This is a genomic window from Legionella sp. PATHC039 (assembly GCF_026191275.1).
Taxonomy (GTDB): Bacteria; Pseudomonadota; Gammaproteobacteria; order Legionellales; family Legionellaceae; genus Legionella; species Legionella pneumophila.
This window is the reverse complement of record NZ_JAPHOP010000001.1, coordinates 1,555,818-1,576,495: the sequence shown is the minus strand read 5'-3', so window position 1 is coordinate 1,576,495 and position 20,678 is coordinate 1,555,818. Positions and strand designations below refer to the sequence as shown.

The window sequence follows — 20,678 nt, the reverse complement described above, 5'->3', positions numbered from 1 at the left end:
AATCAAGATTAATGAGTAGTTATTGTGGTTATATTGCTTTAGTTGGCAGGCCAAATGTTGGCAAATCAACCTTATTGAATCGTATTTTACAGCAAAAATTAAGTATTACCTCAAGAAAACCACAAACCACGCGCCATAGTATTTTAGGAATTCGCACAGAAGGTGAATTTCAGTTTGTTTATGTAGATACTCCTGGTATTCATCAGGGTAATGCGAAAGCAATTAATCGCATGATGAATAAAACAGCGATTAGTGTACTACGTGACGTGGATGTGATTGCCTTTCTAGTCGATGGAACGCATTGGAAAGACGAAGATGAGTATGTATTGAATTTAATTAAACAAGCTAAAGTTCCTTGCATCCTGGTAGTTAACAAAGTTGACAAGATAACTGATAAAACACAACTTTTGCCCTGGATAGAGCAAATAAGTCAGCGATATCAATTTGCAGCCATTATTCCTTTGTCGGCGAAAACTGGTTTGCAGGTGGATGAATTAGAAGGCAAATTAAAGACTTATTTGCCAGAAGGACCACATTTGTTCCCTGATGATCAATTCACCGATCGGTCTACAAAATTTTTATGTGCTGAATTGCTCCGTGAAAAAATTTTCCGCTTTTGTGGGCAAGAATTGCCTTATTCAGTAACAGTAGATATCGAATCATTTAAGGATGAGGGAAATTTAATTCGTATTCATGCCTTGATTTTAGTAGACAAGGATAATCACAAGCGCATGATCATTGGTGATAAAGGCCAAAAATTAAAAGAAATGGCAACTAATGCCCGTTTGGACATGGAAAAAATGCTAGATAAAAAGGTTTTTTTACAATGTTGGTGTAAAGTGAAATCAGGCTGGTCAGATGATGAGAGAATACTGAAGCAATTGGGATATGACCAGTAAATCGCTGAATGCTTGGGTAATTCATAAGCAATGGTCTGGAGATACCAGTGCCAGACTAAAGCTTTTTACTAGGGAACTGGGATTAATTAATTGCTTGTGCAAGGGAGGGCGAACTCCCAAGAAACAGTCATTACTTCAAGCTTTTATTCCTCTGTGGGTTAGTATCGAAAAGCGTTATGATCAATATTACACACGAAACATTGAAAGCAGTTCTTCCAGACTAGATCTTGAGGGACATTCTCTTTTTTCAGGCCTATACATCAATGAGTTACTCTATTATACGCTGAGCCCCGATTTCCCTGACCCGGATTTATTTGATGCTTACTTGTTCACCTTAAATGGCATAGCATTAGTTAGAGAAAGAGAGGCGATAGAAGCTTTGCTGCGTCGCTTTGAATGGGCTTTGCTTAAGGCTTGTGGATACACATTTTCATTTCTTCATGAGGCACGAACGGGAGAGTTAATTGTTCCCGATTCTCATTACCAATTTGTAGCTGGGGAGGGCTTTATTTTAGGTGGTGATAAAAAAATACCTGGTGAGCATTTACTTGCTATAGCAGCAGATAATTTAAGCGAGTCCGCTTATTTAAAATCAGCGAAATTCATTATGCGTCAGGCAATCGATCATCTTTTGGGGGGACGGGAAATCAAGGCCCGGTCCTTATATGGACCGGCCTGATATAGTGGTATGATCGCCAAGTGCTTCTACGCTATCACACCAGGTCCAGGGTTTATTATGTTAGGTGAGGTCTGGATAGATTTTCGATTTCTTCCACAGGATTTTGCTCCTGAATTTTAATAAAACCAATTTGCTCTTTTAAAGTACCTTTAGGATTGAGTTTACTTCCCAATGAAATAGCAAGATTATCTAATCTATCAACCAAAGCTCTTGAGGTAGTGTAATTACCAGCATCAATCTCCTTGACAATGTCATCAACTACTTTGACATGGTGTCTATTCCAATGAAAAGTGAAAATTCGTCTGAATTTGGCCCACCAAGTGTTGCCCCCTTTAGTATAATCATCAAGAACAGTTCTAATGGCATGTATCTTTTTGTATTCTACATCATTTCTGTGGAGCTGATGGCGAGGATCATTCATAATTTCTTGAAAAGCATTTCGCCATAATTCATGATAAGTAGCAAAATTTCCGGGGATCGTTGCAGAAACAGACCTTCTTGTATCAGGAAACAGGCTTTGTGCGCGTACTTCTTGCCTTCCAGTTCGTGAAGGTGTACCAGTATAGGGAGTGAGCTGGCCTGTTCTGGTTGAAGTAAGACTCTCATCAAGAGCTGACTGATAATTCACTGTGGCGGGAAAAAGGCTGCGATTATAAGCAAATTGTTCTTTGGGAATCGCCAATGCTTGTTCAGGAGGGTGTCCCATGCCAACGGCCCAGGGATCAACGATTAGCGTACCAGTTGGAAAAACTTCAGCGGTTAATTGCTGTGGGGGTTGAGGGAGTCTGCTTCCTTTAGGAACGAGTATAGTAATATTATGTAGATACCGGCCGTTACTGTGCATACTTCCTATAACAGCAACATCATACTGAGCTCTTATTTGTGGATCATCTAACAATACTCCTACAGAGTGGTAAGCAAAATTGCTGCATTCAGAGACACGAACTGCCTCGCCATCAATTTTAAAACTTGATTTTTTATTTCTTTGCTGGGCAAATTTAATATATTCCTGAGCCGATTTAGGGGTTAAGAGCTGGGGAGCTCCCCATTGACTAAATGGTGGTGTTCTGGATAAGGAGTTTGTACTGTATTTTTGGTATCTTTGTCCGCTAGCTATGCCTTCAGGAGTCTGAGCAAGGCAATGTGGAAAATTCCCAATATCAGCAACAACAAATTTTTGATATTGTTCTTGCTTCAGTCTCTCTTGTATCTGTTGGGGGGCAATAGCCATAAATTACTCCGATAACTGATTTGAGTTTGTTGTGGCGGTTATTTCTTAACCATGATTTTTTTAAAAATATAGTGCTGTTCTTTTTGTAGATACGAATATAAATTTACCTCTTAGGTTATTGTTTTTACTGAATCTTGATTAAGATAATCGTGAGTTCATAATTAATTCGGTTTTTTATTTAAGCCTTTTTCGCTTTCTGTGGTTTCTTGACAAGGTGACATACAACTGAGAAAAGTAAATTTTTGTAAAAACTTAAATACACTATGGGTGTTTGCCGATTTTTTAGAATAATTTAGTTCATCTGTTTCATGCTCTTCGATTGGATTGCCGATTAAATCAAGGTCCGTTATCCTGGTATTGGTTTTAAGTATTTTTTTACCTGCTGCCGTAATTTGATTACTACCCAGATGAAGGGTACTCAAAGAAGTGTTATTAGCAAAATGGACTGTTGCTTTATCAGTTATCGCGTTTTTTCCCAAAATAAGTAAAGTCAGTTGATTGTTTTTAGCTAATTCAATAGCTCCAATATCAGAGACATCACAAGCGCTTGCAATCAGCTCTTTTATATTGATATTACTTGCTAATGCTATAACTCCTTCATCTTCCAGATTATTGAAACAGAGATCGATTTTCCTAAGATTGGATTGAGCAAGATAGCTTGCCCCTACCTTGGTTATATTATTATAAAGTGCATAGAGGGTTATCAGCTTTGCGTTGTTGGCTAAAGCCTTAATTCCATCGTCACCAATACTGTTAAAGCTGACATCTAAAGTAGTAATGTGATTGTCTTTTTACAACGCTTGAGCACCTTCTGGACCAATATTATTATGGCTAATGTCAAGGGATGAAATCGATGTTTTATTAACAAAAAGCTTCACACCGTTGGCTGTAATATCATTGTGTGACAGGTCAAGACTGGTTATGGCAGGATGATTTTGAAGAAACTCACATAACAGTGGTATGTCATTATCTCTAAGATTTAAAAAGGATAATGAGAGTTGATTAAGATTTTTATCATAGCCTTTTTCCAAAGCCGATAATGTTAACATCTAACACCATGTTCAATTATAATTAAAATTGTTTAATATTTTATTTAAACAAGAAAATGATATCAAGATTTTTGTTTAGTTTATGATGATTCAGGGAAATATGATCAGTGCCTATTATTCAGGCATCAGTTTGACTTCAATATTATAATTTCTTTAAAGTGGTAGTGAATAAAGTAAAGTATGGTTAAATGCTTTAGGTAGTGCCGTTTAAACTGATTGAAACAAGGTAACGTGAATAGCAGTTTGTAAAGAACTGCATTATACTCTGCATTTTACATTTTTTGGTGCAAAATGAATAAAGAGTTATTGTTAGGTGTTAATATTGATCATATAGCAACCATAAGACAAGCACGAGGAACTCGTTATCCTGATCCTGTCCAGGCAGCAATGGATGCTGAAGAAGCTGGGGCAGATGGAATTACTTTGCACATGAGAGAGGACTTACGACATATTCAGGCGCGTGATGTCAGATTGATTAAACAGGTTCTGCAAACACGTATGAATCTTGAGCTGGCAGTTACTGAAGTTATGCTTGATTTTGCCGAAGAAATATCGCCGGAGCATGCTTGCTTAGTGCCTGAAAAGCGGGAAGAACTAACTACAGAAGGTGGATTAGATATTTTGACTCACCGCAATGTGGTGGAAAGGGCAGTACGTCGCTTACAATTAATGGGAAGTGAGGTTTCTTTATTTATTGACCCGGATAAAGAGCAAATAAGAGCGGCGGTTGATGTTGGGGCGCCAGTTATTGAATTGCACACGGGGTGTTATGCTGATGCTACCTCAGAGGAAAAGCAGCATTATGAATTGCAACGAATTAAAGAGGCAGCTGAATTTGCTGCCAGTTTGAACCTGATAGTGAATGCCGGTCATGGGTTGCACTATCATAATGTTAAACCGATTGCAGCGATTAGGGAGTTAAATGAACTTAACATAGGACATGCCATTATTGCCAGAGCATTATTCTGTGGATTAAAAGAGGCAGTAAGACACATGCGCCAATTAATGCAGGAAGCGAGACTTTATGTCAACGACTGATGTCATTGTTGTACGTATCACTGGCGATTCTGGTGACGGAGTACAATTGGTAGGTGAACAATTAACCATTAGCGCGGCATTGACAGGACGTGATGTGCGTACTATGCCTGATTTCCCGGCAGAAATCCGTGCTCCTGCTGGAACAGTTGCGGGTGTCTCAGGATTTCAGTTGGCAATGGCGGAAAGAGCTATTTTTACTGCCGGAGAGTCATTGGATGTTTTAGTGGCTTTAAATCCAGCTGCATTAAAAAACTCACTTCAACATTTGAATCAAGGTGGTTTGCTGATCATTAATGAAGACAGTTTTCAAGAAAGAGATTGGCAAAAAGCATGTATCGATAAGAGTTTCCTGGATAATTGTCGAGAACATTATCACATTGTTGCTTTCCCATTAATTACACAAACTATTCAGGCAGTTGAATCCATTAACCTTACAAAACCACAGGCTGTCAAAACCAAGAATTTTTATATTTTGGGATTGGTTTTGTGGTTGTTTGATTTGCCTACAGAAACTTGCCAGGCTTTTATCGCTAAAAAGTTTAAAACAAATCAGGCCATAGCAAAAGCCAATGAATTGGCTTTGTTGGCAGGATATAATTATGCTATGACTCTGGAGCTTTCACGTCGGGATTACATGCTGGGGGAAGTCAACAGACATTCAGGTGAGTACAGGCAAATCACTGGAGTTGAGGCAGTAGGGTTAGCTCTGGCTACATTAGCTACTCAGACACAAGTTCCGCTGTTGGTGTCAGGTTACCCAATTACACCGGCTTCTGCTATTTTGCATGAATGCGCTCGCTTATATGATTACGGCGTACAGTTAATACAAGCCGAGGATGAAATTGCCGCTATTTGTTCTTGTATAGGGGCTGCTTATGGTGGTCGTTTAGCTCTGACCTGTACTTCAGGGCCTGGGCTTGATTTAAAATGTGAAAGCCTGGGCTTGGCTGTTGTGACGGAGCTGCCCTTGGTGCTAGTTGATGTGCAAAGAGCGGGGGCTTCAACAGGTTTGCCCACGAAAACCAGCCAGAGTGATTTAAAGCAAGCTTTGTATGGTCGCCATGGCGAGGCACCTTTACCTGTGATTGCAGCTCAATCCCCTGCTGATTGTTTTAATACAATTATTGAAGCCTTCAGGATAGCCATCAAGTACATGACTCCAGTTATTGTATTACTCGATGCTTATTTGGCGAACGCGGCAGAGCCCTGGGAAATTCCTGCTTTGGATTCTCTCAATATACCAAAACCGGAGTTTAATCGTTTTACCAAACCCTATCATCGAGATGAATTTTTAAGTAGAAGCTGGAATGTTCCTGGAACTTCTGGGTTTATTCATCAAATTGGAGGCTTGGAAAAGCAAGGCGATGAAGGACGAGTTAGTTATGATGCTGAGAATCATCAAAAAATGGTGATTACACGTGCTGAGAAAATAAAGGGTATTGCAAGAGATTATCCTGCTTTGGTTCTTGAGGGTGATATGACGGCTCCCATGCTTGTTATAGGTTGGGGTAGTACTTTTGGTAGTTTAAAGTCTGCTGTACAACAATGTCTTGAACAGGGATTACCGGTTGCCTATCTGCATCTGCGCCATCTTAACCCATTACCTCATGATTTGGGTTCTTTATTGAAAAAATATGACAAGGTATTGGTTGCTGAATTGAATTCTGGCCAATTATGTCAACTCATCAGAGCAGTTTATCTGGTGGATGCGCAATCGATTAGCCAATGCAATGGTCAACCTTTCAGTGTTAATCATTTGGTAAGTGCCATTAAAGCGGAAGCCAACTATGAACAGCAATTATAAGCGTGAAGATTTTGCGAATGAAACAGAAGTTCGCTGGTGTCCTGGATGTGGTGATTATGCCATTTTAGCTGCTTTGCAAAGAGTACTTCCTGAATTAGGTTTGCCTCCTGAGCAACATGTTTTTGTCTCAGGCATAGGGTGTGCCGGACGGCTTCCTTATTATATGAACACTTATGGGTTTCATACTATACATGGCAGGGCTACAGCAGTAGCAACTGGTTTAAAGGCAATGCGAGAAGATTTATGTGTCTGGGTTATTACCGGAGATGGGGATGCGTTAAGTATAGGCGGCAATCACCTGCTGCATATTTTAAGGCGTAATGTCAATGTTAATATACTTCTGTTTAATAATCAGGTTTACGGATTAACCAAGGGGCAATTTTCTCCAACGTCTCAGAAAGGGCAGGTAACTAAAACATCCCCCAAAGGAGTGACAAGTGAGCCAATCAATCCAATCATGATCGCTTTGGCTTCCGGAGCCAGTTTTGTAGCCAGAGCGGTTGACAAAGATCCTGTCCATTTGGCTTCTGTGCTTAAAAAAGCTTATGAACATAAGGGATGCTCTTTTGTCGAAATTTATCAAGATTGCAATATTTTTAATCATGGTGCTTTTGATGATTTTGCAGTTAAAAATAACCGGGCTGAAAACACAATAATATTGGAAGACGGTCAGCCACTCGTATTTGGCGCTCAAAAAGAAAAAGCCCTGCAGTTGGACGACGAGCAATTTGTACAAATTTCAATTGATGAAAAAACGCTTTATAAGCATGATGAGAAAAACTTAATTAGCGCCATGCGTTTAGCGCGATTGACGTTCCCTGATTACCCAGTACCTTTGGGAGTCTATTATCAAAAAGATCGCGAGCTTTTTACTCTGAGCCAGGAAGTGAAGAAAAAACCGGAAGATTTGCCAGAACTTTTTAAAGCCAAGGCTAGTTGGAAACAAAATTAATTTCACATCGATTAATAATTCCTCTAGATTTTGCAATGTAATTATTCTTCAGATAACTGCTCAAAAATTGAAAGGTGGCAGTTGTTTCAGTTAATTAATTTAAATATATTGTTTTGTATCAGTTCAATACCTCCTTGTTGAGATACTCTCTTATATTCCGTAAACAATTGATCCATAAAAAAATCCCGGCGTACAGCCGGGACTCAGGTAGAGGAGACGATATTAAATTATTCGCGACCTGAGAATGCGCTTAGCAGGTTCAGAAGGCTAACAAATAAGTTATAAATGGAAACAAACAAGCCAATAGTGGCCATTATGTAATTGGTTTCTCCTTCATGAATTATGGCGCTGGTTTGTAATAGAATCAATCCAGATGAAATTAATACAAAAGCAGCAGAAATCACTAATTGCAAAGCTGGTATTTGTATAAATATTCCCGCTATCATCGCCAATAAGGCAACCATAACGCCAACAAAAAGAAATCCGCCCAGGTAGCTAAAATCTTTTTTCGTTGTCAGGGCATATCCTGATAGAGCGAAAAAGATCATTCCAGTACCACCTAAAGCAGTAGCTACTATTTGTGGGCCATTTGAAAAACCTGTGATGTAATAGTTGAGTAATGGGCCAATTGTATATCCTAAAAACCCTGTAAAAGCAAAGACGCTTACCAAACCCCAAACGCTATTTCTTAAAGCTTGAGTTAGAAACATCAAGCCATAAACGCCAACTATCATTAATAGTGGATTCATTGGGCGAGCTCCACTAATAAAGGCTACGTAGGCAGTTAATGCGCTAAATATGAAGGTTAAACTTAGCAGTAAATACGTATTTCGCAGGACTTTATTGGTTGCGAGCACAGATTCTCTTTGTTGACCAAGTATGGTGATATCATTTCGGTTCATTGTTCAGAACTCCAGTTATTTATTATCAGTGTAGCATATCTATGGTCAAATTTCCTATTTTTCAAGTCGCATCACTTGAAAATTTTGTAATAAAATTTACATATAGACCAATAGACAATTTATTATTAAAGCGAAAAGGTTTTTGTGTCAATTTTGTTTTGGGGTTATATGGAACGATATAGTAAGATGAAAAATATGAATGTCATTTAGGAAAAAGGATGAATCGAGTAGCGCTTGTGCAAATGGTATCATCTGCCAAAATAGCAGATAATTTGCAACTCACTGAACAATATTTAATTCAAGCTAGGGAACAGGAAGCCAGTTTGGTGGTGCTACCTGAGAATTTTGCTTTTATGGGAATGAATGAACGAGAGAAGTTGCACATTGCTGAATATTATGGTCAAGGACCTATACAACAAAGAATAAGTGAGTTAGCGAGAGATTTGCGGGTATGGATAATAGCAGGAACAATCCCGTTAAAAAGTATGGGTTCAAAGGTAAGAGCAAGTTGTATAGTTTATGATGATAAAGGCCTAAATGTTGCTCGCTATGATAAAATTCATTTATTTGATGTCATAGTTTCCGAGCAGGAAAAACACCAGGAATCGTTAACTATAGAGGCAGGAAAAGATATAGCGCTAGTGGATACGCCAGTGGGGAAAATTGGGTTAACCATCTGTTATGACTTGCGTTTTCCGGAATTGTACCAATATTTAACCCAAAGAGGCGCACAATTACTTTCAGTTCCGTCTGCTTTTACTGCGGTAACTGGAGCTGCGCATTGGGAGGTCTTACTCAGAGCAAGAGCAATCGAAAATTTATGTTATGTCTTAGCTCCTAATCAGGGTGGGACTCATGAAAACGGGCGTCATACTTATGGGCATAGTATGGTTGTGGAACCATGGGGTAAAGTGTTGGCTCAAAAAGAAGAAGGGCAGGGAGTAATTCTGGCCGATATTGATTTAGAGAGATTGTCACAGTTGAGAAGACAATTTCCGTGTGTTGAACATCATGTTTTAATGTAAAAGGTATATAAATGACAAAATCTCTTGCGATAGCAAAAAATATTTTATTGACACCAGCTTCCCTGGATGAAGTCGGAATAGAAAAATTATTCAAGACCATGTTTAATCGCAACGTCGATGATGCTGATCTTTATTTCCAAAGTTGTAGTTATGAATCCTGGTATTTGGAAGATTCAGAGGTTAAAAGCGGTAATTTTTCTCTGGATAAGGGGGTAGGGATTAGGGCTGTAAGCGGTGATAAAACCGGCTTTGCTTATTGTGATGATATATTACTGCCTTCCATGCTTCGTGCTGCCGATGCGGCGCGCTCCATAGCCCTTTCTGGTTCAAAAACAGTACCGGCCGTCAAGGTATTAAAGGCTTCTGTAAATCGATATGAGAGTTTAAATCCTTTGGAAGGAATGAGCAAACAGGAGAAAATCGCTTTATTGGAAGCCATTGATAAAGAGGCCCGTAGTATTGATCCTCGAGTGATACAGGTTAATGCCACTTTAACTGGTTGCTATGAAGTAGTAATGGTTGCCAATATGGATGGGCAGATGATGGCTGATGTGAGGCCATTGGTTAGCATTAATGTCAGTGTTATTGTTGAAGACAGTCATGGTAGAAGAGAATCAGCGAGATCGGGCGGTGGTGGACGAGTAGCTTATTCCTATTTTACCGAGAAAGAAAACGCTTTGAGTTATGCGCGTGAAGCGGTACGGGAAGCATTAACCAATTTGAAGGCTGAACCAGCTCCTGCTGGAACCATGCCAGTTGTTTTGGGCCCAGGATGGCCAGGGGTACTTCTTCATGAGGCTGTTGGACATGGTTTGGAGGGTGATTTTAATCGCAAGGGATTATCTGCTTTTTCAGGTAGATTGGGTCAGCAGGTTGCTGCTGCAGGTGTTACAGTTGTGGACGATGGTACTTTAGAAAATCGACGTGGTTCTCTGACTATAGACGACGAAGGGACGCCATCACAATGTACGACCTTAATTGATAATGGAATTTTAGTGAATTACATGCAGGACAAGTTGAATGCCAAACTAATGGGAATGCAATCAACAGGTAATTGTCGTCGTGAGTCCTATGCCCATGTCCCAATGCCGAGAATGACTAATACTTATATGCTGTCAGGACAGTACGACCCTCAGGAAATTATTCGCACTGTAAAAAAAGGGTTGTATGCGGTGAATTTTGGAGGCGGACAAGTTGATATTACTTCTGGCCAGTTTGTATTTTCTGCGAGTGAGGCTTATTTAATAGAGAATGGCAAGATTACAAAACCGGTGAAAGGGGCTACTTTGATTGGAAATGGCCCTGATGTGATGAAAAAAATAAGTATGATTGGTAATGATTTGGCATTGGATAGAGGGATTGGCGTATGTGGAAAAGAAGGACAATCTGTTCCCGTTGGCGTAGGGCAGCCCACTTTGAAAATTGATGCCTTGACGGTTGGCGGAACCAAGTAAGAAAATGCCAGTCAAGTGTGTACCAACTATTTCCAGGAGTTATTCTTGACAAATCAATACCCTAAAATTGGTTTGGCTTTAGGTAGCGGATCAGCGCGCGGCTGGGCTCATATTGGGGTAATTCAATCAATCAAACGATTGGGTGTAAGGATTGATTGTGTCGCTGGATGTTCCATAGGCGCATTGGTTGGCGCCATTTATGCCTGTGGCACCCTGGATCTGTTTGAACAATGGGTGATAAAGCTTAATAAAAGAGAAATGGCTAAACTCATTGATGTGAATTTTTTAGGTGGCGGGGTTATCTCTGGTAGTAAATTGATGACCTTTTTCAAGGATTTTGGTCTTGAAAAAAATATCGAGGAGCTCTCGCTACCTTTTAGTTCAGTTGCTACTGATTTGAGTACTGGACGTGAGATATGGCTAAGTAAAGGTTCTCTTGAGCTTGCTATTCGCTCATCCATGTCCTTACCAGGGTTATTTACCCCACAGCGTTATAAGGATTGCTGGTTAGTCGATGGTGGTTTAGTTAATCCCGTTCCTGTTACATTGTGTCGAGCTATGGGGGCAGATGTTGTAATCGTTGTCAATTTAAATCATGACTTGCTAAGGGTGCCTCCGAGCACGACAGAACACCCGGGTTTTTTTTCAGTTCTCTCAGGCCAATTTGATAAAATGATAAAAAAAATAATGGGAATCAGTGATGGGCCTGGATATTATGATGTCTTGACCAGAAGCATCAAAATAATGCAAGACCGGATAACCCGAGCAAGAGCGGCAGGCGATCCTGCTGATTTGACTTTGGTTCCTCAATTAGGAAACATCATGCTTTATGATTTTCATAAAGCAAAAGAGGCGATTCATGAAGGTGAAAATTGTGTTTTGCGAGAAAAAAATAATATTTTACAACTAGTTGGTCTAGAATAGTAATTAAACAAGCTTAAGGAAGAGCCATGCAAAAAGAATCCAATTCCAATTCATTATTTAACTTACTGTTGAAAAATGAAAAAAATTCGGCAGACCATGTGTATTTAAGACAACCAAAAAGTGGAGTTTGGCATGAATATACCTGGTCGGCCGTGATGCTGCAGGCCCGAAAAGTAGCTGGTTTTTTACACCATCTGGGGTTAAAAAAAGGCGATCATATTTCCATTATCTCCAAGAATTGCGCGGAATGGTTTATCGCTGATTTTGGAATTCATATTGCTGGAATGGTCAATGTCCCGTTATTTGCTAATCAAAATGAAGAAAGTGCGCATTATGTTTTAGATCATGGGGATGTGAAACTGGTTTTTGTTGGAAAATTAGATGATCATCAGCGGGTCAGACAATTTATCCCTAAAAGTTATCCCACAATTGGTTTTGATTACCATAAAGATTTGCAAGTTGATTACGAATGGTCTGATGTTTTGAAAAGTGACCCTATGATTAACCTGGTGGAACCAGAGCCAGATGCGTTGTATACCATTATTTATTCATCCGGGACTTCGGGGGCACCCAAAGGAGCTATGTATACCAATCGGTCCATAGCCAATTACTTGACAGTTTTCCCCAAGGACTTGCTCAGAATAAGAGAGCTGGAACATTATAAATTAATATCTTATCTTCCCCTGGCCCATGTCTATGAACGCTCTGCCATCCAATTAGGCAGTGTTGCTATTAATGCATCGGTATCTTTTGTTGAAAGTCTGGAGAAGTTTGCAGAGAACTTAAGAGAAGTGAGTCCTACCTTTTTCACTGCAGTTCCACGCATTTGGGGAGTATTTAAGCAGAAAATTGAACAAAAACTGCCACCAGCCAAATTGAATTTTTTATTAAAAATTCCTCTTATATCCAGTTTGATAAAAAGAAAAATCATTCACAGTTTAGGATTAAGCGAGTGTACTAATTGTTTTAGCGGAGCATCTCATCTGCCAATATCCATTATTGATTTTTTTGAAAAATTGGGAATTTATATTCAGGAAGGATATGGTCAGTCTGAGAATTTGGCTTATGCTACCTTATCGATGTTAAATGAGAGAAAACGTGGTTACGTTGGTACTCCGAGGCTGGAGGTTGAGATAAAAGTAGGCGAAGAGAATGAATTACTAATGAAGTGCCCTTGTCTAATGTCAGGTTATTATAAAAATGAACAAGCGACTAAAAATGCCTTTACAGAAGAGGGTTGGTTGCGAACAGGAGATGTCGTTGATGTTGATAATGAAGACAGAGTTAAAATATTAGGAAGACTTTCTGAGAACTTTAAAAATCAGACAGGAGAGTTCATTGCTCCTTCACCAATAGAAAAACTGTTTTCAGTGAACTCTATGCTAGAACAACTGTGCCTGGTAGGTAGAGAGTTACCTAGTAACGTTTTGTTAGTTACCTTGAATGAAGCAGTGCGTTTAGGTATGCCAAAAGAGGAGATCACTCACTCATTGCAAGAAACCTTAAAGCAAGTCAATTCCAAATTGGTTAAATACGAAAAAGTCGGTCACATCCTTGTGCTGAAAGATGCCTGGACAACTGAAAATGATAAATTAACACCTACACTGAAAGTAAAGAGAAGGGTAGTTGAAAAAGATTATGCCGAGTTAATCCAAAAGGCACTTCAGCAATCTCAGTCAATCGTTTGGGAATGAGGAGACAGTTTATTTAATAAAGAACTGATTTCAAATATTCGTTCCTCTGATGACGTGCTGTCTAAAGTAAAACGCAGACGTTGCGGTCCTTCCATTTGATAGCGTTTGGCGTGTACTTGTATGAGGCTGATTAGTGTTCCTGGGTCAATCGATGGTTTTTCACTAAAATCCAATTTACCTTGTTGAGCACTGGCACTGATTTTTTGAATACCGAGCTGTGCTGCTTTTAACTTTAATTCAGTAATCAAAAACAGATGTTTGACTGGTTGTGGGAGTAAACCAAACCGGTCTATCAGTTCTATTTGTAGTTCTCTAAGTTGTTGGGTAGTTTTTGCATTAGCAATTCTTTTATACATGATGAGTCTATTGTGTATATCACCTATGTAATCTTCGGGGATAATCGCGCTAATTCTCAAGTCAATTTCAGGTCCTTGATGCATTGGTGCTGACAATTCAGGAGTTTTACCTGCCTTTAAATCGTTAACGGCACGGTCAAGCATTTCCATAAATAAATTAAATCCTATGGCATGCATATTACCACTTTGTTCTTCACCAAGGAGTTCACCTGCTCCACGAATTTCCAGATCGTGTGTTGCCAAGGTGAACCCTGCTCCCAAATCTTCTAAAGACACAATGGCTTCGAGACGTTTCACTGCATCTGGCGTTAACAGTTTTTCATTGGGAGTTAATAAGTAAGCGTAGGCTTGATGATGAGAGCGTCCAACACGACCACGTAATTGATGCAGCTGGGCTAATCCAAATTTATCGGCACGATCGATAATAATGGTATTGGCCGTTGGAATATCGATCCCTGTTTCAATGATGGTTGTGCAAACCAGGACATTAAATCGGTGATGATAAAAATCAGACATGATGCGCTCTAATTGCCTTTCTCGCATTTGCCCATGTGCGCTTTGAATTTTTGCTTCGGGCACTAAAGCTTCCAGATCCTGGCAAACTCTTTCTATAGTTTGTACATTATTGTGCAGGTAAAATACTTGCCCTCCCCTTAATATTTCACGCAATATCGCTTCTCGTATGGTGAGATCATTTTTTTCTTGCCAAAATGTTTTAATAGCCAAACGCTTGGCGGGCGGTGTTGCAATAAGTGAAATATCTCTGATTCCCGCCATTGCCATGTTCAAGGTTCTGGGAATTGGAGTAGCAGTCATGGATAAAATATCAACATGAGTACGAAGCGATTTAATATGTTCCTTTTGTTTCACTCCAAATCGATGTTCTTCATCAATAATCAGTAATCCCAGGTTTTTGAAAGAAATATTATTTTGGAATAATTTATGGGTTCCAATCACAATATCTACTTTACCTGATTGCAATGCGGCAAGGACTGCTTCGGACTCTTTATTACTGCGAAAGCGGGATAATAATTCAATATTAACAGGAAACTCTGCAAATCTATCGCGAAATGACTCAAAATGTTGTCCTGCAAGCAAGGTAGTTGGAGCAAGGATACAGACTTGTTTTCCATTTTGTACTGCTACGAATGCAGCACGCATGGCGACTTCTGTTTTGCCAAATCCTACATCACCACAGATTAGGCGATCCATCGGTCTTGGTGATTGCATGTCCCTAATAATTTGTTCAATAGCCTGAAGTTGATCTGGTGTTTCTGTAAAGGGGAAGCCACTGGCGAATTTTATATATTCGGATTGATTGAAATCGTATTGGTGCCCTGGCTGGGCTTCTCTTTTAGCATAGAGATCCAATAACTCAATTGCAACATCATGAATCTTCTCGGCCGCTTTCTTTTTTTCCTTTTGCCATTGATCAGAACCCAGTTTATGCAAAGGGGCGTGTTCACTGTCCACACCAGTATACCGGCTTATCATATGCAGAGAAGTGACTGGGACATAGATTTTGTCATCACCTGCATAAGCAAGGACGAGGAACTCACTGGGGGTACCATTGGAGTCGATGTATTGCAAACCTTGATAGCGACCTACTCCAAATTGAAGATGTACAACAGGAGCGCCCAATCGAAGTTCGGCCATATCTCGTATGATTAAGTCGGGATCAACTGATTTTTGAGTGCTTCGGCGTTGAGGTGTGCTTTGTTCACCAAATAATTGCGACTCAACGATGATCACAATTTGTTTGTCGGTTAATTCACAGCCATAAATCAATGGGCCAGTAGTTATATTGATGGGGGATTCATCGTAAATGAAGTCCAACCACGAGTTTTGTGTTCTTGGAATGATATGGCTTGATTTAAGCAGATCCAGTAATACTTCGCGACGCCCAGCGCTTTCAACAACAATAAGATAGCGTCGCGTTGGATCAGAACAATACTCACTTAATTGGCGGAGTGGCTCAATATTTTTCCTGTCAATGGGGAGTTGTGGAGCTTTGGCAATATTGAAATTTAAGGCTCCTTTTTTTTCGGAAGGCTTATGATACAGGCGTACTTGTTCATAATTGTTAGCTTTAGTTAATAATTCGGTGGGATTAATAAAGCAGTTATCTGGGGTTAAAATAGGGCGGCTGACATCATGACGCCGTTGTTCATAGCGTTCATTTAATTCTCGCCAGAATCTCTCAGCATTCTCTTGGATTTCTTCAATTAAACAAATTTTGGCATTGGCTGGCAGATAATCAAAAAAGGTAACGGTTTTATCAAAAAACAAGGGCAGATAATATTCTATGCCAGATGGAAATTGACTGTTACTAATTGCTTCGTATATTGGGCAATGGCTGGGATTTCCAGGAAAAGACTCTCTGAAAGCTCGTCGGAAGTGTAATTGGCTTTGTTCATTTAATGGAAATTCACGAGCAGGTAACAAATGGATTTGATTGATTTTTTCTATTGTGCGTTGTGTTTCCGGATCAAATTCTCTGAGACTTTCAATTTCATCATCAAATAGCTCGATACGGAAAGGTAAACCACTACCCATCGGATACACGTCAATAATAGATCCACGTAGTGCGTATTCACCATGTTCAAGCACTTTATTAACACAATGGTATCCTGCTTGTTGCAACTGATTCCTGAACGAGTTCAGATCAAGCTTTTGCCCCTCTTTAAGCATTAAAGCGTATTGATTTAAAAACTCTGGCGGAGAAAGTCTGTGCATTAAAGTGCTGACTGAAGAAATAATGATTCCATTGGTAATTTGTTGAACTCTGCTTAAGGTGTAGAGTCTTTCTGAAATAATATCTTGATGAGGAGAGAATTGATCATAAGGCAAGGTTTCCCAGTCGGGAAAAAATAATAACTCCTGGGTATTTTGGTTCGGGTTTAGAAAAAATTGTAGTTCATCCTGCAACTGACTGGCGCATAGGTTGTCTTGCGTAATAAGTAATTTGATCCCGGGTGTTTGTTGGCAATATTCAGCTAAAGCAAGCGCCAGACTGCTACCATAGAGTTGCCCCCATATCTGTTTATTTTTTGTGGGTTGGTAAAGTAGCGTTTTTGTATTCATTGGAATTTAATGATTAAAACTGAAAACCGCTTAGTATAATGCTAAATTAGGTATTCTGCACCATAAAGATTTTATTTTAGATGGATTCAGACTCGACCAATTCTAATTGAGTTAGTTCCTGTTCATCCAATTCGATATCGACCGATTCAATTTTTTCGAATCTGGAAGTGATCTTTTTGGCTGATGTATTGACTTCATTAACGTCCTGATGTGCCAAGTCAATGTGTTTGGATAATTTATCCATTCTCTTTTCAAAGCGTTGAAAATCATTGGCCAGGGCTTGAAGATGTTTTTGAATGATATGTACTTGTTTGCGAGTTGCATCATCTTTAAGTACTGCCCTTGCTGTAGTCAGTACAGCCATTAATGTGCTAGGCGATACCAGCCAGACTTTTAGCTTTTGAGACATGGCAATTAAATCAGGATAGTTTGCATGAATCTCAGCAAATATAGATTCTGCAGGAATAAACATCATGGCGCCATCTGTTGTTTCATTGGGCACGATATATTTTTCAGCGATGTCCTTAATATGTTTTTGAATGTCTTGGCGAAATTGTTGTTGTAATGACTTACGATCTGTGGATAAGGCATCACTGTTGATTAATCGTTGATAAGTTTCCAGGGGAAATTTGGCGTCTATGACAATATTTCCAGTGGGCTCGGGTAAGAACAAAACACAGTCAGCCCGTTTTTGATTACTGAGGGTATATTGCATTTGATAACTTGCGCTGGGAAGCATATTGCTGATGAGTGTTGATAATTGAACTTCACCAAAAGCACCGCGAGCTTTTTTGTCCACTAATACGTCCTGAAGGCTGACAACATGACTGGAGAGTTCAGTGATTTTCTTTTGTGCCTCATCAATAATGGTCAATCGCTTTACCACGTCAATAAAAGTAGACGAAGTTTTCTCAAAACCTTCGGTCAATTTGTGATTAACCTGCTGAGTTAGTGTGTTTAAATGATTACGAATTTCCTCAGTTAGTAATTGTAAGTGAGAAGTGAGTGAGCTCGCATGATGTTTGAAGCTATGAGTCATTTGCTCTCTGACATCGGCCATTTGTCTTTGTATGGCATCACTAATGAGCTGTTGTGTAGTCAGTTGTCCTTGAGCTATCTTTTCATTAATAAATTGTTGGCTCGTTTGATATGATTGGCTTAAATCAATACGTAACTGGTGAAGTTGAGAGATAAGTGTTTGTTGTATTCTTTCACCAAGTTGTTCAGTCAGTTTTTTTTGCTGTGCTTGTTTTACCAAAACCCAGAAAAGCAATAAGAATTGAAGGGCAATAGCCAACGCTATGCCCTCAAACAAAGTGACAGAAGAAAATAATGCCATTCATTAATCCGCTAACTGACTAAGCTTGACAGGTTGGTTGTATTGATACACAGTTTTTAACTGCCCATAGTCTATCAAGCGTAAATAACCCAAATAGAGGTTATCGTCCGATAATTGATTGTGATTGTCAAAGGTAAATTGCAAAACATGCTTACCGGGTTCAAGCCACTGTGCTCTTTGCGAGGTCTGAATAGGCCTGGCTTCACCCTTTCCATTTTTTTGGAACAACACACTTTGTAAAGCGTATCGGCTTGCAGTTGCAACATCTACAGTGACAACAAAAGTCAAAGGTTTAGAGGACAATTTTTTTACATTCATAAGACTGGCTGAGGGAATGGAGTATGAAAAGGCTGTATGGCCAGATCGTCTAATGATTTCTTGCCCGTATTCTGTTTGAACATCGGTTTCTAAGTACCAGTTTTCGCCGCGATCATTTAACTCGGAATCCAAAGTGGCAGTTCCTTCAAATACATTGGATTTTAACTTGGTCAGATTAAGCGAAATGACTTGACCTTTAGGGCCTACAAGTCGAGCATCAACGTCATTGACGTCATACTCAGTGATATCATTGTGAAGCGATATGGTGGCTTTTAGCTTATCGCCATACTGGTAATGGAGGGAATCGGTTTCAACCTCAAGGTAAGTGATAGAAAATTTATCAAGGACACTGATCATATAAGCATCGGCATATTTGTTAGTAATGTCCTTGCTTTTTAGTATAAATTTTCCATACCCCAGTTCAGGTTTTATTTGTAACATAGCCTGGTGTTTTGTAATGGCTAAAGGATTATTACCAACCTCGTCATCCTGATTATAGAGAGAAGAGGCTTCTTTCAGGGGCAAGAGTTGATTTTTTGGTGTTTTGATAAGTAATTCCGGGATGGATTTATTCTGCAAAGGGGTAATGCGAACGACAGCGCCAGGAGCCAATGTTGATATAATAACTCCGCGTTGTAATTGTTCCAGAGAAATACGTTCTTTGTAACCATAACTTCTACGAACATTACTGATGTTGTTGTTTAATGGTTCATTGGTAATTTCCCATTTATCGTGCAGATTTTCTCGTGATAATTGGCTGCAATTCTCACATTCATAAGATTTGGTTGGCTGTCTTGGTAATGTAAACGCATGAGCTTGGGCAATACAAAATGCGGATATCCATATAAGGTGAGCAGTTTTCATTTTACAACTCCTTCATTAACTAGGGCACTGATAAGTATTTGATCCAAACCAAAACAAGAATGTCGACTTTGATTATGGCTTAAAGGCAAATTGTAATCAGTTTTGTCTATATCATAGAACCATACTTCTCCTGCTTGAGCTTGCGAATCACAATTCAGAAAGCCATCAGCACACTGATTAAGATAGAGTTTGGCAATTTTTAGCCCGCTATTTAGCATGTATCCATTACAATAGCTGGATGTTGAAAATGGTGAAGCATAGACATCAGTCCCCACTATGACTTTAAATGGAATGGACAGAGAGGGTCGGCCTTTGCTCCCCAATAGCAATTCTTCGTTATAGATCAGCATGTCGCCTACACGTTGTTGTTTGACTGCATCTGAAAGATAACCGAGTAACCAGGCCAGACTCGTTTCAAATATGCCGCCATTTAATACTTCATCAGCAAGGGGAGTCCCTCCACTGGAAGGTGCAATGGCAATCACTTGACTGATTTTGCGTTTGAGAGTCATATATCGGCTATCATAAGTTGGGTTTGAGAGAATCCAACGCATGATGTTGGCACCATCAGAGTGGGTGTAGACTGTGAGAGAGCTCACATTTTTATCGTTAATAAATTCCAGAAGTTGATTGGCAACACAATTGGCCGCGTCTTCATGCCACATATATTGGCTAAAGTCACAATGAACTACGTAGTGATTTTCAGGTTTTGCCAGGGTTTGGGAGATACTTTGTATGAAATCAATTTTCCAATACCCTCCATAGGCATCTTCTCTGTGATCTCGAGTACCATGGACAAAAGCAATGCCTTGATTGGAATTAGTGTCGGAATGAGAATGGATAAGGGTTGAAAACAATAAAACAATAAGAGTGGATAAAATGCGCAGAAGTTCCATTTTCAAAATATCTCCTTCAATACAGAGACGTATCTATATCATGGTTCTGGCAAAAGATTCAAGAGATGGGATTGATGCGTTTTAGTGGATTTGAGCTGATTACTTGGTTCCGAATAAAGAGGCTTCCAAAAAAAGATTTTGCCTTGAATGATTAAACCACTCATATTTGA

At 39.5% G+C, this 20,678-nt stretch carries 15 protein-coding genes and 1 pseudogene; 9 read left to right on the top strand and 7 right to left on the bottom strand.

Going from position 1 to position 20,678, the window contains the following annotated elements; translation table 11 throughout:
* Positions 1 to 11: 11 nt before the first annotated feature.
* Both era and recO read left to right on the top strand, forming a co-directional pair.
* Positions 12 to 899, top strand: coding sequence for a GTPase Era (gene era / locus OQI99_RS07105; RefSeq protein ID WP_061512980.1), 888 nt, complete (start codon positions 12 to 14; stop codon positions 897 to 899).
* On the top strand, positions 889 to 1,578 hold the full coding sequence (gene recO / locus OQI99_RS07100; RefSeq protein ID WP_061512981.1) for a DNA repair protein RecO: 690 nt from the start codon (positions 889 to 891) through the stop codon (positions 1,576 to 1,578). Before era ends, recO begins: the two co-directional genes overlap by 11 nt.
* 55 nt (positions 1,579 to 1,633) lie before the next feature.
* Here recO and ravJ read toward each other — a convergent pair whose 3' ends face one another.
* Together ravJ and OQI99_RS07090 are read right to left on the bottom strand one after the other, a co-directional pair.
* Positions 1,634 to 2,809 (bottom strand): Dot/Icm T4SS effector RavJ, encoded by a 1,176-nt coding sequence (ravJ, locus tag OQI99_RS07095; protein ID WP_265731586.1) that lies wholly within the window; start codon positions 2,807 to 2,809, stop codon positions 1,634 to 1,636.
* Between the two features lie 161 nt (positions 2,810 to 2,970).
* Positions 2,971 to 3,858, bottom strand: a pseudogene (locus OQI99_RS07090) (GALA protein).
* 291 nt (positions 3,859 to 4,149) lie between these two features.
* Here OQI99_RS07090 and pdxJ point away from each other — a divergent pair.
* Genes pdxJ through OQI99_RS07075 form a run of 3 tightly spaced genes read left to right on the top strand, consistent with a single transcriptional unit; the run spans position 4,150 to position 7,652 of the window.
* On the top strand, positions 4,150 to 4,896 hold the full coding sequence (gene pdxJ / locus OQI99_RS07085; protein WP_061512984.1) for a pyridoxine 5'-phosphate synthase: 747 nt from the start codon (positions 4,150 to 4,152) through the stop codon (positions 4,894 to 4,896).
* On the top strand, positions 4,883 to 6,700 hold the full coding sequence (locus tag OQI99_RS07080) for a 2-oxoacid:acceptor oxidoreductase subunit alpha (protein ID WP_265731585.1): 1,818 nt from the start codon (positions 4,883 to 4,885) through the stop codon (positions 6,698 to 6,700). Before pdxJ ends, OQI99_RS07080 begins: the two co-directional genes overlap by 14 nt.
* Positions 6,684 to 7,652 (top strand): 2-oxoacid:ferredoxin oxidoreductase subunit beta, encoded by a 969-nt coding sequence (locus OQI99_RS07075; RefSeq protein WP_061512986.1) that lies wholly within the window; start codon positions 6,684 to 6,686, stop codon positions 7,650 to 7,652. Before OQI99_RS07080 ends, OQI99_RS07075 begins: the two co-directional genes overlap by 17 nt.
* A gap of 227 nt (positions 7,653 to 7,879) precedes the next feature.
* Here OQI99_RS07075 and OQI99_RS07070 read toward each other — a convergent pair whose 3' ends face one another.
* Positions 7,880 to 8,554 carry a Bax inhibitor-1/YccA family protein gene (locus OQI99_RS07070; RefSeq protein ID WP_061512987.1) on the bottom strand — a complete coding sequence of 225 codons (675 nt, stop codon included), beginning with the start codon at positions 8,552 to 8,554 and terminating at the stop codon, positions 7,880 to 7,882.
* A 218-nt stretch (positions 8,555 to 8,772) separates the two neighbouring features.
* Here OQI99_RS07070 and OQI99_RS07065 point away from each other — a divergent pair, with 218 nt between their 5' ends.
* From OQI99_RS07065 to OQI99_RS07050, 4 genes are read left to right on the top strand one after another with little or no spacing between them, the layout of a single operon-like run.
* Positions 8,773 to 9,579: a carbon-nitrogen hydrolase family protein gene (locus OQI99_RS07065; RefSeq protein ID WP_011213374.1), complete on the top strand. Its 807-nt coding sequence runs from the start codon at positions 8,773 to 8,775 to the stop codon at positions 9,577 to 9,579.
* An 11-nt stretch (positions 9,580 to 9,590) separates the two neighbouring features.
* Positions 9,591 to 11,033, top strand: coding sequence for a metalloprotease TldD (gene tldD, locus OQI99_RS07060; RefSeq protein ID WP_011213375.1), 1,443 nt, complete (start codon positions 9,591 to 9,593; stop codon positions 11,031 to 11,033).
* A gap of 45 nt (positions 11,034 to 11,078) precedes the next feature.
* The gene (gene rssA, locus OQI99_RS07055) at positions 11,079 to 11,957 is read left to right on the top strand and encodes a patatin-like phospholipase RssA (RefSeq protein ID WP_265731584.1); all 879 of its coding nucleotides are present in this window, start codon (positions 11,079 to 11,081) and stop codon (positions 11,955 to 11,957) included.
* 26 nt (positions 11,958 to 11,983) lie between these two features.
* The gene (locus OQI99_RS07050; RefSeq protein WP_265731583.1) at positions 11,984 to 13,651 is read left to right on the top strand and encodes an AMP-binding protein; all 1,668 of its coding nucleotides are present in this window, start codon (positions 11,984 to 11,986) and stop codon (positions 13,649 to 13,651) included.
* Here the strand turns inward: OQI99_RS07050 and mfd are convergent.
* From mfd to OQI99_RS07030, 4 genes are all read right to left on the bottom strand, one after another.
* Positions 13,630 to 17,091 (bottom strand): transcription-repair coupling factor, encoded by a 3,462-nt coding sequence (mfd, locus tag OQI99_RS07045; RefSeq protein ID WP_265731582.1) that lies wholly within the window; start codon positions 17,089 to 17,091, stop codon positions 13,630 to 13,632. The genes OQI99_RS07050 and mfd overlap by 22 nt on opposite strands.
* A gap of 76 nt (positions 17,092 to 17,167) precedes the next feature.
* Entirely contained in the window at positions 17,168 to 18,430 is a 1,263-nt protein-coding gene (locus OQI99_RS07040; RefSeq protein ID WP_265731581.1) for a DNA recombination protein RmuC, read from the bottom strand.
* Positions 18,431 to 18,433: 3 nt separating this feature from the next.
* Positions 18,434 to 19,612: a DUF4785 domain-containing protein gene (locus tag OQI99_RS07035; protein ID WP_265731580.1), complete on the bottom strand. Its 1,179-nt coding sequence runs from the start codon at positions 19,610 to 19,612 to the stop codon at positions 18,434 to 18,436.
* Positions 19,609 to 20,508, bottom strand: coding sequence for a hypothetical protein (locus OQI99_RS07030; protein ID WP_014843620.1), 900 nt, complete (start codon positions 20,506 to 20,508; stop codon positions 19,609 to 19,611). The genes OQI99_RS07035 and OQI99_RS07030 overlap by 4 nt, the downstream gene beginning before the upstream one ends.
* Positions 20,509 to 20,678 lie beyond the last annotated feature (170 nt).